Raw genomic sequence first — 16,555 nt, forward strand, 5'->3', positions numbered from 1 at the left:
GACCCCCTCGGGCACGTTAGGCTTTTGGTAACCATCGCGCAGGCAGGGTTAACGCGAGTTTAACGGAAAGGCGGATGATGCGAATCGTTCATGTCCTGACCCGCATGCGGCGCGGCGGGTCCGAAGAGAACACCGCCGAGGTCTGTCGCTGGCAGGCGGCGGCGGGGCACGAGGTCTGGCTGGTTCATGGCGGCGACGCGCATCCCTGCTGGAACGGGCGGATGCCCGGCGTGCGGCGGCTGGCGCTGGCGAACCTGGTGCATCCGGTCGATCCGATGCGCGATCTGCGGGCGCTGCGGATGCTGCGGCGGCTGTTCGCGGATCTGGCCCCCGACGTGATCCATACCCATCAGTCCAAGGCCGGTGTGATCGGGCGTCTTGCGGCGATGGGGCAGGGGGCCTGGGTGGTGCACGGCATGCATATCCTGCCCGCCCCCGGCACCCTGATGCGCGCGGCAGAGCGGCGCGCGGCGGCGCTGACCGACCGGTTCATCGGCGTGTCGCGTGCGGTGGGCGATGCGCATGTGGCGCTGGGTCTGGCGCGGGCCGAGCGCACCGAATGCGTCCGCTCGGGGCTGGATCTGGCGCGGTTCCAGACTGCGGGGCCCCCCCCGGACTGGCGCGCCTTGCTGGGTTGCGGTGCCGACCGGCCGCCCGTGGTGCTGGTGCTGGCGGCGCTCGAGGCGCGCAAGAACCATGCAGCCTTTCTGCGCGGATGGGCTGCCATGCGGGACGCGGTGCCGGACGCGCATGTGCTGATCGCCGGTGACGGGCCCGAGGCCGGGTCGCTCGCGGCGCTGGTGTGTACCCTCGGCCTGCAGGACCGGGTGCATCTGGTGGGCCATCGCGACGATCCCGAACGGCTCGTGGCGCTGGCCGACATGGTCTGCCTGCCGTCCGAGCGCGAGGGTCTGCCGCGCGTTGCGGTGCAGGCGCTGGCGGGGGGGCGGCCCTTCCTGTCGACCCGGCTTCCCGGCCTGTCGGAAGTCGTCGTGCCGGGGGTGACCGGGGTGACCGCCGACGACGGCGGCGGCGTTGCACGGGCGGCTTTGGGCCTGCTTGGCGATCAGGCGCGTCTGGCCCGGATGCAGGCTGCGGCGCGGGGATCGGACCTGTCGGCCTGGGCGCTCGCGGCGCTTGGCCCCGCGACCACCCGCGCCTACGGCCTCGGCCCCGGCGTCACACGGCGGGTGGCATGAGCCTTGTCATCAACGCCCGCTTCCTGACGCAGGGCCTGTCGGGCGTGCAGCGCTATGCCGACGAGATCCTGCGCGCGCTCGACGACCTGATGGGGTGCGATCGGGACCTTGCCGCCCGGCTCGGGCCGGTGACGGCCCTGGTTCCCGACCGTCCGCACCGGGTGCCCGGATGGCGCCATATCGCGCTTTGTCGTCTGCCCGGCGGGTCCGGCCACCTGTGGGAGCAGGGGGCGCTGGCGCGGGCCGCGCGGGGTCACGCATTGCTCAGCCTCGGCAATAGCGGGCCGCTGCTGCATGACCGGCAGATCGTGGCCTTCCACGACACCCATCTGTGGGACATTCCGGATGCCTATGACTGGCGCTACCGGGTCTGGCACAAGGCGCTGCGGGGCCGGTTGGCACGCCGCGCGCGGCAGGTTGCGACCGTCAGCGCCCATTCCGCGCAGGCGCTGGCGCATCGGCTGTCACTGCCCGGAGACCGGTTCCGCATCGTGCCCAATGCGGCGGATCACATGTTGCGCGTGCCTGCGCCGTCCTCGGTCTGCGGGCGCTATGACGTGGCACCGGGGGGCTATCTGCTGGCGCTTGGCAATGCTTCGGCGAACAAGAACATCGCCCGGCTGATCGACGCCCATGCGACCCTGCCGGATGCGCCGCCGCTGCTGGTGGCCGGTGGGCAGGCCGCGGGGCTGCGCGACAGCGGTACGGCGGCGCGTGGCACCTGCCGCCATCTGGGCCGCGTGCCCGATGCCGACCTGCCGGGGCTTATGCGTCATGCGCGGGGCTTTGTGTTTCCGTCGCTGCACGAAGGCTTCGGCATACCGCCGCTCGAGGCGATGGCCCTTGGCGTGCCGGTGGCGGCGTCGCGGACCAGCGCCCTGCCCGAGGTGTTGGCCGAAGCGCCGATCTGGTTCGATCCGCGCGATACAGGCGACATCGCCCGCGGCCTGTCAGAACTGGTGCAGCTGCCGGACGATGCGCGGGCCGATATGGTGGCGCGCGGACGGCAACGGGCGGCGGCGTTCAGCTGGCAGCGAAGCGCCTGCGCGCTGGCCGATCTGGTCCTCGAGACCGAAACCGAGACCGAGGTCGGGACCGGGGCAGAGATCAGGTCAGCCTAGCTACCGGTGCCGATAATCAGAACGCGCGCGGTCCGAAGCAGGATCCAGAGATCGCCCCGGAACCCCAGGGTGCGCGCATAGGTCCGGTCGCAGGCAACGCGCTGCACATAGCACCCCGAGCTGCGCGCCTCGACCTGCCAGATGCCGGTGATCCCCGGACGCAGCGCCAGATAGGCGGGAAGATCGGCCTGGTAGAGGTGCAATTCCGCGTCGGTGACCGGGCGCGGGCCGACCAGCGACATCTCGCCCCGGATCACGTTCCAGATCTGCGGCAACTCGTCGAGACTGGCGCGCCGCAGGATGCCGCCAAGCGGGGTCACGCGCGGGTCGCGGCGCAGCTTGCGCGTCCGGTCCCATTCGCGCGCGGCATCGGGGTTGTCCGCGAGATGGCGGGTCAGCGCCTCTTGCGCGTCCATGCGCATGGTCCGAAGCTTGAGGCAGCCGAACCTCCGCCCGTTCATGCCGACGCGGGTATGGATGAAAAACGCAGGCGCGCCGTCGGTACGGATCAGAAGCGCCAGAATGCAGATGATCGGTGCGATCAGCGGCAGCAGGCACAGCGCGAGCACCAGATCGAGGCCGCGCTTGCCGGCGCGGGAATAGGACAGCCGTGGCGCGGCGGCGGCGATCGAGACATCGGTGATCGACACGTATGGACCTCCAAAACGCAAGCCCACCCACGCTTCGGTCCGTACGACAAAACGAAATCGATCTTAACAAATGGTAAAAGATGGCGCGGCGCGCTGCAGATCGGTTGACCTTCAGGCGGCGATCAGCTCGATCCCCTCGGGCGCGATGATCGCGGCGGTCAGCCGCCCGGTCGCGAACGCCCCGGTATCGAGCGAGATGCGTCCGTCGGCGATCACCGGTTCGTCGACGATGGTATGGCCATGCGCGACCCACCAGCCGTCGCGGCGCGGCGTCGTCATGAAATCGCGATGCCCCCAGAGAAAGGTGCGCGACGAATTTTCATCGATCGGCAGGGCGGGATCGGCCCCGGCATGCAGCACGGCGATATTTCCCGACCATCGGATCAGCGGCAGATCGCGGATCCATTGCACCAGATCATCGCCCAGGTCGGCGGTCAGGGCGTTGCGCGCCTCGCGCAGCTTCATGCCGCGCGTCATCTCCGAGAGGCCGCGAATGCCGATATCGGCCATGGTCTGCAGCCCGCCATTGCGCAGCCAGCGCGGCCCCTTCTCGTCGGGGCGGTCGATGAAGTCGATCAACATGTCCTCGTGATTACCCTTGAGACAGGTGATCTCTGGCCGGGCCCTGAGGTAGCGCAGGGTCTCGATCGAGGACGGACCCCGGTCGATGTAGTCGCCGACGCAGATCACCGGCAGACCCTCGGGCAGTTTCGCCAGCAGACGCTCCAGCAGGTCAAGCCGTCCGTGCACATCGCCGATCACCGCGAAGGCGGCCTCGGGCCTGGGCGGCGGGAAGACAGCGTCGGCCGGCTTTTTTTGAAACCTGGCCAGAAGCGATTGCAGCATGCGGTGTCCCTCTGCTTTGACAGCGTGGTCTCATAACCGCGCATGGGTGTGCATGACAATGACCCCGGAAGTCACGATTCCGTCGCGGTCGGAGTTTCGCCCGATCGGCAGAATTTCGCCACTGCGGGAAAAAATTCAGGCTGGTTCGGGTCCGTTGTTGCCTGTGCGCAACAGCGCGCGCGCACTCGGGTTCGCAACTGTGCGGCGAGGGGTGTGAGCCGCCGTACCTTGCCCTATGCACGGCATAGCTATTGTTGGGGAGCAGGCCTTGAAGCGCGTTATCGGATCGGCTGCGATCGCGTTTGTTGCAAGCGGCGCATTTGCCGAACCGGTCTTCGAGACCGGCTACAACACCTATGGCATGCCCGGCATGGTCGACATGCCCAACGCGCTGAGCTTTCCCGATGCAGAACTTGGCGCGACGGTCAGCTACTTCGGCGGCCAGTCACGAACCACCGGTGCCTTCCAGATTCTGCCGCGACTGACCGGGGCGTTCCGGTACGCGAGCATCGATAACTATCGCGGTGGCGATACGTACTACGACCGCAGCTTCTCGATCCATTACCAGCTGATGCAGGAGGGCGACGGTCGCCCGGCGCTGGCCATCGGTGTGAACGACCTTTTCGGCACCGGTCTCTATGCGTCGGAATACCTGGTCGCGACCAAGCATGTCACGCCGCACCTGCGCTTCACCGGCGGATTGGGCTGGGGGCGATTGGGTCAGGTCAACGGATTTCGCAACCCCTTGTCGGTCTTCGGTAACGCGTTCGAGACGCGGCCTGCACGGACTGTCGATCTGGGAGGCGAGGCCGAACTGGACCAGCTGTTCCGCGGCGACGCAGCGTTTTTCGGCGGGGTCGAATACCAGGCGACCGACAAGCTGAGTTTCACGCTCGAGTATTCCTCGGACGAATACAACTTCGAGGACGGTCCCACCTTCGACTACGAATCGCCGTTCAACCTCGGCATGACCTACCGCGTCACCGACAATGCCAGCCTGTCCGCGAGCTACCTTTATGGCTCGGCGATCGGCGTGCAGCTGACCTATGCCACCAACCCCAAGGAGCCCGGCTCCTACGGCGGCGGCGACGTGGCGCCCTATCCGGTCACCCCGCGCGGCGATGTGGATGTCGAAGGTCTGGGCTGGAGGCTGCCCGACAACGGTGCCGCGGCCATCGGGCAGCTTCGCACGGTCATGGCAGCGGATGGGATCAACCTGCACGGCTTCCGGATCGATAGGAACGTCGCGCGCGTCGAGATCGAGAGCACGCGCTGGCGCACCGCGGCGCAGGCCGTCGGGCGCACCTCGCGCATCCTGACCGCATCGATGCCGCCGGTGGTCGATACCTTCGTGATCGTGCCGGTCACCCGGGGCATTCCCGCCTCCGAGGTCACGATCCGCCGGGACGACATGGAAGAGCTGGCCTACGATCTCGACAACAGCTGGTCGAGCTATGCCCGCGCCCGGATCGATGCGGCGACCGCGCCGCTGATGCCGCTGGCCGATCTCTATCCGCGCTATGACTACAAGTTCCGCCCCTACGCGGTGCCGAGCCTGTTCGATCCGGACGATCCGTTGCGGTTCGACGTCGGCGTCGAACTCAGCGCCCGGGCAGAGCCGGTGTCGGGCCTGCTGTTCCAGGGCGCGGTGCGCCAGAAGGTGTTCGGCACGCTCGATCAATCGACCCGGGTGTCCAACTCGGTGCTGCCGAAGGTGCGGTCCGAGACCAACATCTTCCAGAAGAACGCCGACACCTACCTCAACCACCTGACCGGGTCCTATTTCTTCAAACCGGGCCGCGACCTTTATGGCCGCATGACGGTGGGGTATCTCGAGTCGCAATACGGCGGCGTCTCGGGCGAGGTTCTGTGGAAGCCAGTGGACAGCAATCTGGCCCTCGGGGTCGAGGCGAACTACGTCAAGCAGCGGTCCTTCGAGCAGGGTTTCGGGTTCCAGGACTACGAGATCGCCACCGGTCATGCCTCGGTCTATTACCAGTTCGCCAACGGGTTCGAGGCGCAGGTCGACGCCGGGCGCTATCTTGCGGGCGACTGGGGCGCGACCTTCACCCTGGAGCGCACCTTCAAGAACGGCTGGCGCGTCGGGGCCTTCGCGACCCTCACGGATGTGCCGTTCGACGAGTTCGGCGAGGGGTCCTTCGACAAGGGTCTGATAATTACCGTGCCGTTCGACTGGATCCGCGGCTCGCCGACGCGCGATGAGTTCTCGTATACGCTGCGCCCGATCCTGCGGGATGGCGGCGCGCGGGTGAACGTGCGCGACCGGCTTTACGAATTGGTGCGCGACAACCATCGCCCCGATATGCAGGACAGCTGGGGCAGGTTCTGGAAATGATGCGCATCGTTCCCTTGCTGCTTCTGGGCATCCTCGTTGCCTGCACCCAGGCACCGCCGCCACTGGGCACCTTTCGCGCCGGGCTGACCCCCGAACTGGTGGCAACCGCGCCGGGCGACCTGCTGTACGTCGCGGTCGAGGGGCTGAAAAACGAATCGACCGTTCAGCCGATCGAGGAAATCGACGGCGTGATCAACTGGCGCACGCCGGACAACACCTCCGAGATCGCCACGCGCGACGGCATCATCGTGGCAACGCGGTCCTTGGGCGATGATCTGATGTCGGCGGATGTGGCCGGGTCGCAGAACGCGCTGCGGGGCCGCGATGGGGGCGACTACTACCCGCGGTTCCACACCACGCTGGATGGCGAATACCAGCCGCAATTCCGCAGCTTCCAGTGTATCGTCGCGCGCCGGTCGGGCGATACGCTTACCGTGTTCGACCGCCGCTTCCCGGCGACGAAGATCGAGGAAACCTGTACAACACCCGGAATGGAGGTCACCAACACCTACTGGCTCGGATCCGACGGGACGATGTTGCGTTCCCGGCAATGGATCAGCGAAGGTGTGGGCTACATCCAGACGGAACGACTGAAATGACCCGCGCCAGCGCGGTTCGGAAAGAGGGACGCAAAATGAACAGAGCGCTGTTCGGTTCGATGATGGCCTGCCTGGTCGTCGTATTGGCGGGTTGCGGGATCAGCTACACCAGCCCGTCGGTGAGCCAGCAATCCGGCGGTGCCCAGGTCCGGGTGATCGACCTTGATCCGCAGACCGTGCTGGTGGCCAACCGTCAGACCTACACCCCCAAATCGCTGCCCGAGGTGTTCTACCGCGCCGCCGGTGGCGGGCAGTTGCGCGGTGCCGGGGCGCTTCCGGCGGAACCGTTCCTGCCCGACGAAACGCGCCGCACACTTGAATTGCGGGTGCCGCCCGCGACCACGCCGCAGGCCTACCGGATCGGCGTCGGCGACGTCGTGCTGCTGGCGACCAAGTCGGCAGGCTCCACGGTCGAGGAATTGTCCGGCCTGCTGGCCGCGCAGAACGCCCGCCAGGGCTATACCGTCCGCGACGACGGCGCGATCGCCATTCCCGATATCGGCACCGTGCAGCTTGCCGGTCTGACCATCGAAGAAGCCGAGGCGCGGGTGTTCGAGGCGCTGGTGAGCAACCAGATCGACCCGGCCTTCTCGCTCGAGATCGCGGAATTCAACTCCAAGCGCGTCGTCGTCGGCGGTGCCGTGGGCAATCCGACGCTGGTGCCGATCACGCTCAACACGCTCGATCTGGGCGAGGCGATCACCGCCGCCGGCGGCGTGCAGGTCTCGAACGAGGAGTTCGCCTCGATCCGGATCTACCGCGACGGATCGCTCTACCAGATCCCGTTCGAGGATTTCCTCGCGCAGCCGGATTTCCAGCGTATCACCCTGACCAACGGCGACGCGATCTATGTGGACACCAGCTATGACCTCGAACAGGCGCTGGAGTTCTACCGCTCGCGGATCGACGTGATCAACGTGCGCCAGGCGGCCCGCACCGCGGCGATCAACGAGCTGACGGCAACCGTCGGCCTGCGCCGCGCGCAGCTGAACGAGCAACGCACGAACTTCACCTCGCGGCTCGATTTCGGGGCCGAGGACCGTGACTATGTCTATCTCGCGGGCGAGGTGACCAACCAGAGTCGCTATGTCATGCCCTACAACCAGCAGGTCACGCTGGCGGATGTGCTCTATGACAGCGGCGGCATGCCGACGACGACGGGCGATCCGTCCGAGATCTACGTGCTGCGGGCCTCAAACAACCCGTCCGAGTTCGGCGCGGTCACCGCGTGGCACCTCAATGCGTCGAACGCGATCAACCTGACGCTGGCGACGCGCCTGCAGATGCGGCCCAACGACATCGTCTTCATCGAGGAACAGCCGATCACCAAGTGGAACCGTGCGCTGAACCAGGCCTTCCCGACGCTGGTGAACACGGTTGCTGCCGCGGCAACGACGGCGGTGCAGTAAGCCAGACATGACATTCGGTCCGGTCCGGGGGTGCCCCGGGCCGGGCCCGGACCGACCGCAAAGGCCCCGGACCTGATCCGGGGCCTCTTGTCATGGGTCGGTCGGACCGTGGCCGTTGCGCAACCCAAGCGGGAACGAATCTCGGCTGTCTGTCGCGCATTTCGGGAAAAAACATCGGATTTGCCCGCATTACGCCCAATTTGAACCACGATTAACGGGCAATTCTCAACCTGACGACGACGGGACACCGTTCCAAACGTGAACAGGAGTTGAAGATGCGCATTCTCGCGGTGGATGACGACCCAATCATTCTGGAGCTGCTGGAAACCGTGCTGGGCGCGGCGGGATACACCGATCTGGTGCTTGCCCGGTCCGGGGAACAGGCGCTGGCCATCCTCGAAACCGTCGAGACCCCGTTCGACTGTTTCCTGCTCGACATCATGATGCCCGGCATCGACGGCGTCGAGCTGTGCCAGCAGGTGCGGCAGATGCCCAGCTATACCGCCGCGCCGATCCTGATGGTGTCGCGGCTGGACGAAAAGCGGCATTTCGACCGCGCCTTCGCGGCAGGGGCCAGCGACTACGTCACCAAACCCTTCGACCCGACCGAGCTTGGCATCCGCCTGCGCCTCGCCGACCAGGTCCAGAGCCAGTTGCGCAAGCTGCGCGACACGGACGACGCCGCGACGCGGGACAGGATCGACCTGTCGGACGCCTTCATGCTGCACGACGTGCCGGGCGCGATCGACAACCTCGCGCTCGATGCCTATCTCGAAAGGCTGTCGGGCAACATGTCGACGATCCAGCTTTTTGCGCTGAAGATCGGCAATATCGGCCAGATCCACCGCAAGGCCACGCCGGACGAGTTTCGCCTGATCGTCAATTCGCTTGCCGATGCGGTCACCGACGTGTTGGCGGGCAGCAGCTTCTTCATCACCCATAGCGGTAACGGCGTGCTGTCCTTCGTCGTGCACGGGCGCATCGACATGAGCATGGACGCGGTCGTCAAGGCGGTCCTGTCCGAAGCCGGGGGGATGGATTTCGTGCTGGCCTCGGGGCAGACCGTGATCCCCGAGATTGTCGTCGGCACCGGTGGCGGGCCGCGCACGGTGACCCGGAACGGGCGTCGCCAGGCGCTGCGCGAGGCGGTGCTGACCGCCGAAGAGATCGCGACCTCGGTGTCGCACCTGGAATTCGGACGCGGCCATCCGGCGATGCCGGCACCGCGTGAAGGGTTTTTCGCTCGCTTCGCTGAGGGATTTTGATCAATGGCGCAAGCTATCCATGCACTAAATCCGAAAGACGATGCGATCATCGCGATCCGTCTGCGTTTTCTTGACGGACTTGAAGATCGCCTAGCCGAGTTGGAAACCTTGTTTGATCTTCTGGAAGACTCCATTGACACGAAACGCATCTGGTCAGAGATCAGGGTGCGCGCGCATCGAATCTCTGGCGTGGCAGGGAGCCTCGGGTTTGCAGGTCTTGGTGCGCGCGCGGCGCAGATTGATCGGGGCATCGAGGGATTACTCGACGGGTCGTGGACTGGCGACGACGCCACCCTGCGCGCCGCCGTTGAATCCCTGCTTGACGATATTGATGCGATCCTCGAGGTCGAATCCGCAGCTTAGGTGCCGGAAAGCATCGCTCGTAGCTCATCAGCAAGGGTCATCGGGTCGAACGGTTTGGACACGAAGCCTATCGCATCGGTCCGCTCTACAAGCGCAACAGAGCTTTCCTCGGTCTGTGCCGTCATGAATATGGCGGGCAGGTCCTCGAAACCCTGCACTTGCCGCAGCGCGGTTAAGGTTTCCTCGCCACTCATCCCCGGCATCATCATATCCAGCAGGATCAGATCGGGCGTAAGCTCGGGTGCCATTACAACCGCGTCTGCGCCGGATGCAAACTGGCTGACCTGCAGCCCGCCGATCATCTCCAATGCGAGACGCGCAATTTCCTGAATATCTGCATCGTCTTCGACATGAAGTATATGGGTCAACTCTGGCATGGGCGATTCCATTTTTGCTAATTCTATATGATGGACAATCCGGCGCCAGCCGTCGATTGCGTTGAATTTGAGCAACAATCCGGTTGAACAAAACCTGACGGCTCTATTCATGTATACAAAATATGCCACTACTCAATCTAAAGATGTATCCGCGGCGCGTCTCGCCGTGTCCTTCCCTTGTTTCAGGCGGCCGACGTGATCAAGACCAGTCAGACCCTTCTTTTCCGGCACGCGATCATCGGCGCGTCCATCGCGGTCGCGGTGACCATCGCCAGTCTGTACACGAGCAGGCTCTCGCTCGATCACGACCGCGCCGAGGCGCGCTATCGGGCCGAGAATCGGGGGCAGGTCATTGCCAGCGCTATCGAGCGGGAACTCCAGAGACTGGAACTGATCACCCGCGGGGTCGGCACCGCGGTGTCCCGCGATACCCAGATGGATCAGGACACTTTCGGACGCATCGCCGAGCAGATCATCGCCGAAGGCCCGGACGGATCGGGCGGCGTGGACATCCTCAATATCGCGGCGGCCCCCGATCTGGTGCTGCGCTACGTCTATCCGATGGCGACGAACGAAAGCGTCATCGGCATCGATTACCGCGACCTTCCCGATCAGTTGCCCGCGGTGCGCGCGGCGATGAACGGCAGACAGCCGGTGATCACCGGTCCGGTGGCGCTGAAGCAGGGTGGCACCGGCCTGATCATCCGCGTCGGCGTGACCGACCTTGAAACCGGCCAGCCCTGGGGCGTGGTCGCGGTGGTGGCGCTGGTCGATGATCTCTTCGCCACCATCAACAGCGTCGCGTCGCAATCCCGTATCGATTTCGCCATCGTCGATATGGGCCATGACGGGGCGGCGACCGAACCCACCGCCATCGTCGGCGATCTGGACGCGCTGGCGGACAATCCGGTGGTGTTGCCGGTCCAGCTTCGCGACAAGCGCTGGAGCCTCATGGTCATGCCGCAGTCCGGCTGGCCGCAAGCGGCCGCCAACACCCTGACCATCTGGATGATCTTCGCAGGCCTCGGCGGGTCGGTCTTTGTGATCATGATCGTGATGGAGCGGCTGTTCGCGGCGCGGCGCCAGGCGGAAGACATGCTTGAAAACGCCATCGGGGCGATCGACGACGGGTTCGCCGTGTTCGACGCCAATGACCGGCTGGTGACCAGCAACAGGACGTACAAGACATACTATCCCCGCTCGGCCGAGGCGATCGTTCCCGGCACGTCCTTTGCCGACATCATCCGCTGTGGCATCGAGAGGGGCGAGTACGTCGATGCGATCGGTCGCGAAGAGGAATGGTTCGAACAGCGCATGGCACGGCACCGCGCGCTCGATTCCGACGATATCCAGCAACTCGCAGATGGCCGCTGGATCCGGGTGTCCGAGAAACGGCTTGCCGATGGCAGCACGGTGGGCTTCCGCGTCGACATCACCGAACTGGTCAGGTCACGCCAGGCCGCCGAGGACGCAAGCCACGCCAAGTCCCTGTTCCTCGACCAGATGAGCCACGAGTTGCGCACGCCGCTGGCGATCCTGATGGGCTATGCCGCGTTTCTGGTGAACCCCCGCAAACTCGGGTCCTACAAGGCGCTTGCAGAGACCGCCGACCCCGACGCGTTGGAGCGGTTCGAGCGCGACATCAGTGGCAATGCCAGCCGCCTGCATGCCTCGGGTCAGCGCCTGTCCAGCCTAATCGACCGCATCCTCGATGTCTCGGACATGGATGGCGGCAAGCGCGCCACCGATCTCGAGGATCTGTCTGTCGACGCGCTGCTGAGCGTCGCCGCGCAGGGCCCGCACCTTCCGGCGGGCGGGGCGCGCGTCGTGCAGCCGGATGCGACCGGGCTGTTCGCCCATGGCAATGCCGAGGAAATGCAGCGCGCCATCGTCTCGATCCTGCGCCATGCCGCCGAAGGGTTCTCGGACGCGTCGCTGCGGGTGACGGCGAACAGGGCAGAGCGCGACATCACGCTGGCCTTCGAGATCAGCGGACTGCGCAAACCCCTGTCGCTTCCGGCGCGCATCTTCGGAGAGGCGCTGGGATCGTCCGCCGCGGATCAGCCGGATGGCGACGTGGGCCTTGATCTTGCGATCGCCGAACAGCTGGTGCTGCGCTCTGGCGGGTCGTTCCACTACAGACGATCAGAGCAAACCATCGACCGGATCGAGATCCGGCTGCCCGCGGGCACGCCACCGACATCGCGGTCAAACGCCGCATAATCGGCAGAAGTCGCGACAAGGCCAAAATCTTGTCCCATTTGCCCGCTAGAGAGGTCGAACGGGCGCAAGATCCCGCACGTCTTGGAGGCATTGCATGAACCCCGAACCTATGAAGAAGATCCTGTCGAACAACCGGGTCCAGCTTGTTGCTTTGTTGGTCATCGCATGTCTGCTCGGGGCTTTCGGGTTTCTGACGGTCAACGAGTTATCGCCGGATCACGCGCATATGTCGCTTGACGTCTATCTGGTGACGATGGCGATCCTGATCGTTGCGGGCGGTGCCTTCTTCCAGCTTCATGTCTTCAACCGGCAGCAATCGCGCATACTGGCGATGCAGTTGCGGGAAAACACCGCGATGCGCGCCGCGCTTGACACCCATGCCATCGTGACGGTGACCGATGCGTCGGGCACCATCATCGATGTCAACGAACGGTTCGTCGAAACCTACGGCTATTCGCGCGATGAAAGCATCGGCCAGACACCGCATTTCATGCATGACGGCAAGGATGGCCAGAACTTCTTTCACCAGATCCGGAGCGGCCTGGCCCGGGGCGAGTCGTGGTCCGGCGAACATTCGGCCATCACCAAGACCGGCGAACGGCGCTGGTTCAAGGCGACCATCGTGCCGATGACCGACAAAAAGGGGCGCCTTCTCAAGGCGATCTCGATACGGACCGACGTGACCGCGCTGCGCGCCGCCGCGGTGGACAGCCAGGTGCGCGGCCTGCTCGATAATCTGCAGGACGAGGTCTATATCTACCGCATCTCGGATCTGCAGATCCGCTACATGAACAATTCCGCCTGCGCGCGGCTCGGCTGGGACCAGGCCGACTGCACCAACCGCACGATCCTCGATACCAAACAATCCATGAAGGCCGCGGAAGCACATGCCCATCTCGAACCGCTGCTCCGGGGCGAGGTCGCGGCGACCTATGTCCAGACGACCGATCCCGACAGGCCGACCGAGATCGCGACCAGCCTGTTCGAACAGGACAACGGCGAGTTCGTGTTCATTTCGGTGGTGCGCGACATCACCGAACGGCAGGCGCTGGCGCGGGCCAAGCTGTCGTCGGTGTCGGTGGTCAGCCACGAGCTGCGCACGCCGCTGACGTCGATCGCTGGGGCGCTGAAGATGCTTCAGGGCCGGTTCGAGGCCGATCTCAGCCCGCAGGCCAGCGGCATCCTCGATATCGCCGCGCGCAACACCGACCGTCTGCTGTTCATCGTCAACGACATTCTCGACCTCGAAAAGATCGAGGCCGGCAAGATGAGCTTCGATGTGCAGGAGGTCGATCTGGAAGCGCTGGTCAGCGATGCGGTCGTGTCGCACCAGACCTTCGCCAGCGGGCGCAACGTGCGGCTTGCCTACGAGGCCGAATGCCGCGATGCGACGGTGCATGGCGATCCCGCGCGCCTGATGCAGGTGATGTCGAACCTGCTGTCAAACGCCGCGAAGTACTCCGGCGAAGGCGACGTGGTCACGGTAAACATCTCGGACCGGGGGGCCGTCTGGCGCGTCGCCGTCCGCGATCGGGGCCCCGGCATTTCCGACGAGGGCAAGAAGAAGCTGTTCGAAACCTTTGCCCAGCTGACCGCGGCAGACGGGGTCAAGCGGGTCGGTACGGGGCTTGGGCTTGCGATCACCAAGCGCATCCTCGACAGGCACGGGGCGTCCATCGACGTGGACAGCCGCGTGGGCAGCGGCGCGACCTTCTTTTTCGACATTCCCAAGGCCGAACGCCGCGACGACGAAGCCGCCGCATAGGGCCACTCGGACGCCCGGAGGAAACGGCGCCGGTGTCCTGCGCGCGGATTTCTTCGCGTAGCGCGCATCCATTGTAGACCATCGCATACCAAAGCGGTATAGGTCGCGCAAACGGATGAAAGGACCCTGTTCCATGTCGGATTCGAACACCCCAGATATCGTCTATACCAAGGTCGACGAAGCGCCCGAGCTTGCCTCGCACTCGCTGCTGCCGGTCATTCGCACCTTTGCAACCGCGGCGGGCGTCTCGATCGGCGTGCGCGACATCTCTCTTGCCGGGCGCATCCTCGCGGCCTTCCCCGACAAGCTGAGCGCCGATCAGAAGCAGACCGACGATCTGGCGGTGCTGGGCGAACTGGTCAAGCAGCCGCAGGCCAATGTCATCAAGCTGCCCAACATCTCGGCCTCGGTGCCGCAGCTGGTGGCGGCGGTGAAGGAACTGCAAGGCCAGGGCTACGACATTCCCGATTATCCCGAAGCGCCCGAGACGGACGCCGACAAGGACGTGCGCGCGCGCTATGACGCGATCAAGGGCTCGGCGGTGAATCCGGTTCTGCGCGAAGGCAACTCCGACCGGCGCGCGGCGGCGGCGGTGAAATCCTACGCAATGGCCAACCCGCATTCGATGGGCACCTGGTCGAAGGACAGCAAGACGCATGTGTCCAGCATGTCCGACGGCGACTTCTTTTCGAACGAAACGTCGGTCACGCTGTCCGGGGCGCAGGCCGGGGCCGCGAAGATCGAACATGTGGCGGCGGACGGCAGCGTGTCGGTGCTGAAGGATGGCGTGTCCTTCCCCGAGGGCACGGTGGTCGATGCGACCTTCATGTCGGCGAAAAAGCTCGACGCCTTTCTGGCCGAGCAGATCGAAGCGACCAAGCAGGACGGCATCCTGTTTTCGCTGCACCTGAAGGCGACGATGATGAAGGTCTCGGACCCGATCATCTTCGGCCATGCGGTCAAGCAATTCCTCAAGCCGGTCTTCGACCAGTACGGCGACAAGCTGACGGCGGCGGGGGCCAACCCCAATGCCGGGATCAAGGACCTGATGGCGCGCGTCGCCGACATGCCCGAGCGTGCCGAGATCGAAGCCGCTATCGACAAGGTCATGGCCGACCGTCCCGCCATGTACATGGTCGATTCGGGCAAGGGCATCACCAACCTGCACGTGCCGTCCGACGTCATCATCGACGCCTCGATGCCCGCGCTCATACGCGCCGGTGGCAAGGGCTGGGGCCCGGACAACGCCGAGCATGACGCCAATTGCGTGATCCCCGACAGCTCCTATGCGCCGGTCTATGACGAGGCGATCGAATATTTCAGGCAGACCGGCGCGCTGGATCCGACCACGTCGGGCACCGTGCAGAATATCGGCCTGATGGCCCAGAAGGCCGAGGAATACGGCTCGCACCCGACCACCTTCGAAATCCCGGCGGCGGGCAAGGTGCGGATGGTCGCGGCCAATGGCGACGTGCTGCACGAACATGCCGTCGAGGCGGGCGATATCTGGCGCGCGGCCTCGGCCAAGAAGGCCCCGATCGAGGATTGGGTGAAGCTGGCCATCGAGCGGCAGAAGGCGGAAGGCTGCGAGGCGATCTTCTGGCTTGACGCCGACCGCGCCCACGACGCCGAGCTGATCGCGATGGTCAAGCCGATCCTCGACGCGGCGGGCGTGGCCGACAAGTTCCAGATCCTCAGCCCCCGCGCGGCGACGCGCCAGACGCTCGAGACGATCCGCAAGGGCGAGAACTCCATCGCCATCACCGGCAATGTGCTGCGCGATTACCTGACCGACCTGTTCCCGATCCTGGAACTGGGCACCTCGGCCAAGATGCTGTCCATCGTCAAGCTGATGAACGGCGGCGGCTTGTTCGAAACCGGGGCAGGGGGGTCGGCCCCCAAGCACGTGCAGCAGCTGGTCGCGGAAAACCACCTGCGCTGGGACAGCCTGGGCGAGTTCTGCGCGCTGGCCGAGAGCCTCAAGTTCCTGGCCGATGCGCGCGGCAATGCCAAGGCGCGTGTGCTGGGCGAAGGCGTCGAGGCGGCAACGCAGGGCGTGCTTGACCACGACCGCTCGCCGTCGCGCAAGGTTGGCCAGCCCGACAACCGCGACAGCCACTTCTGGTTCGCGCTTTACTGGGCGCAGGCGCTGGCCGCCCAGACAAAGGACACCGAGATCGCGGCGCATTTCGCCCCCATCGCCAAGGCGCTGGACGAAAATGCCGATAAGATCGTGGCAGAACTGGCCGCGGTGCAGGGCAAGCCCGCCGATCTGGGCGGCTATTATCACACCGACGCGGCCAAGACTTCGGCGGTGATGCGGCCCTCGGCGACGTTCAACCAGATCATCGACTGATCCGGTCGACGTGACGCAACAGACCC

The 16,555-nt window shown here is 65.3% G+C and carries 13 protein-coding genes; 10 read left to right on the forward strand and 3 right to left on the reverse strand.

Translation table 11 applies throughout. From position 1 onward, the window contains the following. Positions 1-74: 74 nt before the first annotated feature. Both ACXYMN_RS15135 and ACXYMN_RS15140 read left to right on the forward strand, forming a co-directional pair. Positions 75-1,199 carry a glycosyltransferase family 4 protein gene (locus ACXYMN_RS15135; protein ID WP_459014560.1) on the forward strand — a complete coding sequence of 375 codons (1,125 nt, stop codon included), beginning with the start codon at positions 75-77 and terminating at the stop codon, positions 1,197-1,199. Then, on the forward strand, positions 1,196-2,320 hold the full coding sequence (locus tag ACXYMN_RS15140; protein WP_459014561.1) for a glycosyltransferase family 4 protein: 1,125 nt from the start codon (positions 1,196-1,198) through the stop codon (positions 2,318-2,320). The genes ACXYMN_RS15135 and ACXYMN_RS15140 overlap by 4 nt, the downstream gene beginning before the upstream one ends. Here the strand turns inward: ACXYMN_RS15140 and ACXYMN_RS15145 are convergent. Together ACXYMN_RS15145 and ACXYMN_RS15150 are read right to left on the reverse strand one after the other, a co-directional pair. Continuing rightward, on the reverse strand, positions 2,317-2,970 hold the full coding sequence (locus tag ACXYMN_RS15145) for a sugar transferase (RefSeq protein ID WP_459014562.1): 654 nt from the start codon (positions 2,968-2,970) through the stop codon (positions 2,317-2,319). The two genes, ACXYMN_RS15140 and ACXYMN_RS15145, sit on opposite strands and share 4 nt — an antisense overlap. A gap of 111 nt (positions 2,971-3,081) precedes the next feature. After that, positions 3,082-3,816 carry a metallophosphoesterase gene (locus tag ACXYMN_RS15150; RefSeq protein ID WP_459014563.1) on the reverse strand — a complete coding sequence of 245 codons (735 nt, stop codon included), beginning with the start codon at positions 3,814-3,816 and terminating at the stop codon, positions 3,082-3,084. A 268-nt stretch (positions 3,817-4,084) separates the two neighbouring features. On the opposite strand from ACXYMN_RS15150, the gene ACXYMN_RS15155 reads away from it, so the two are divergent. From ACXYMN_RS15155 to ACXYMN_RS15175, 5 genes are all read left to right on the forward strand, one after another. Further along, positions 4,085-6,172, forward strand: coding sequence for a YjbH domain-containing protein (locus ACXYMN_RS15155; protein ID WP_459014564.1), 2,088 nt, complete (start codon positions 4,085-4,087; stop codon positions 6,170-6,172). Continuing rightward, positions 6,169-6,771, forward strand: a complete 603-nt coding sequence (locus ACXYMN_RS15160) for a YjbF family lipoprotein (RefSeq protein WP_459014565.1) — start codon at positions 6,169-6,171, stop codon at positions 6,769-6,771. The genes ACXYMN_RS15155 and ACXYMN_RS15160 overlap by 4 nt, the downstream gene beginning before the upstream one ends. 35 nt (positions 6,772-6,806) lie before the next feature. Further along, complete coding sequence (locus ACXYMN_RS15165; protein WP_459014566.1) at positions 6,807-8,180, forward strand: polysaccharide biosynthesis/export family protein; 1,374 nt, start codon at positions 6,807-6,809, stop codon at positions 8,178-8,180. Between the two features lie 275 nt (positions 8,181-8,455). After that, entirely contained in the window at positions 8,456-9,445 is a 990-nt protein-coding gene (locus ACXYMN_RS15170; RefSeq protein WP_459014567.1) for a response regulator, read from the forward strand. 3 nt (positions 9,446-9,448) lie between these two features. After that, positions 9,449-9,808 (forward strand): Hpt domain-containing protein, encoded by a 360-nt coding sequence (locus ACXYMN_RS15175; RefSeq protein WP_459014568.1) that lies wholly within the window; start codon positions 9,449-9,451, stop codon positions 9,806-9,808. Here ACXYMN_RS15175 and ACXYMN_RS15180 read toward each other — a convergent pair. Continuing rightward, positions 9,805-10,185: a response regulator gene (locus ACXYMN_RS15180; protein ID WP_459014569.1), complete on the reverse strand. Its 381-nt coding sequence runs from the start codon at positions 10,183-10,185 to the stop codon at positions 9,805-9,807. The two genes, ACXYMN_RS15175 and ACXYMN_RS15180, sit on opposite strands and share 4 nt — an antisense overlap. Positions 10,186-10,380: 195 nt before the next feature. On the opposite strand from ACXYMN_RS15180, the gene ACXYMN_RS15185 reads away from it, so the two are divergent. The 3 genes from ACXYMN_RS15185 to ACXYMN_RS15195 all read left to right on the forward strand — a co-directional run bounded on the left by ACXYMN_RS15185 (position 10,381) and on the right by ACXYMN_RS15195 (position 16,529). Further along, positions 10,381-12,408, forward strand: a complete 2,028-nt coding sequence (locus ACXYMN_RS15185) for a PAS-domain containing protein (protein WP_459014570.1) — start codon at positions 10,381-10,383, stop codon at positions 12,406-12,408. A gap of 94 nt (positions 12,409-12,502) precedes the next feature. Then, positions 12,503-14,173 (forward strand): PAS domain-containing sensor histidine kinase, encoded by a 1,671-nt coding sequence (locus ACXYMN_RS15190; RefSeq protein WP_459014571.1) that lies wholly within the window; start codon positions 12,503-12,505, stop codon positions 14,171-14,173. A 133-nt stretch (positions 14,174-14,306) separates the two neighbouring features. Beyond that, the gene (locus ACXYMN_RS15195) at positions 14,307-16,529 is read left to right on the forward strand and encodes an NADP-dependent isocitrate dehydrogenase (protein ID WP_459014572.1); all 2,223 of its coding nucleotides are present in this window, start codon (positions 14,307-14,309) and stop codon (positions 16,527-16,529) included. Positions 16,530-16,555 lie beyond the last annotated feature (26 nt).

It is taken from the genome of Roseivivax sp. CAU 1753, from assembly GCF_054482575.1.

What these genes read in the sequence shown, in the direction of transcription:
- ACXYMN_RS15195 (WP_459014572.1), top strand. Translation starts at nt 14,307, where the DNA reads ATGTCGGATTCGAACACCCCAGATATCGTCTATACCAAGGTCGACGAA.
- ACXYMN_RS15190 (WP_459014571.1), top strand. Translation starts at nt 12,503, where the DNA reads ATGAACCCCGAACCTATGAAGAAGATCCTGTCGAACAACCGGGTCCAG.
- ACXYMN_RS15165 (WP_459014566.1), top strand. Translation starts at nt 6,807, where the DNA reads ATGAACAGAGCGCTGTTCGGTTCGATGATGGCCTGCCTGGTCGTCGTA.
- ACXYMN_RS15135 (WP_459014560.1), top strand. Translation starts at nt 75, where the DNA reads ATGATGCGAATCGTTCATGTCCTGACCCGCATGCGGCGCGGCGGGTCC.
- ACXYMN_RS15180 (WP_459014569.1), bottom strand. Translation starts at nt 10,185, where the DNA reads ATGCCAGAGTTGACCCATATACTTCATGTCGAAGACGATGCAGATATT.
- ACXYMN_RS15140 (WP_459014561.1), top strand. Translation starts at nt 1,196, where the DNA reads ATGAGCCTTGTCATCAACGCCCGCTTCCTGACGCAGGGCCTGTCGGGC.
- ACXYMN_RS15170 (WP_459014567.1), top strand. Translation starts at nt 8,456, where the DNA reads ATGCGCATTCTCGCGGTGGATGACGACCCAATCATTCTGGAGCTGCTG.
- ACXYMN_RS15150 (WP_459014563.1), bottom strand. Translation starts at nt 3,816, where the DNA reads ATGCTGCAATCGCTTCTGGCCAGGTTTCAAAAAAAGCCGGCCGACGCT.
- ACXYMN_RS15175 (WP_459014568.1), top strand. Translation starts at nt 9,449, where the DNA reads ATGGCGCAAGCTATCCATGCACTAAATCCGAAAGACGATGCGATCATC.
- ACXYMN_RS15160 (WP_459014565.1), top strand. Translation starts at nt 6,169, where the DNA reads ATGATGCGCATCGTTCCCTTGCTGCTTCTGGGCATCCTCGTTGCCTGC.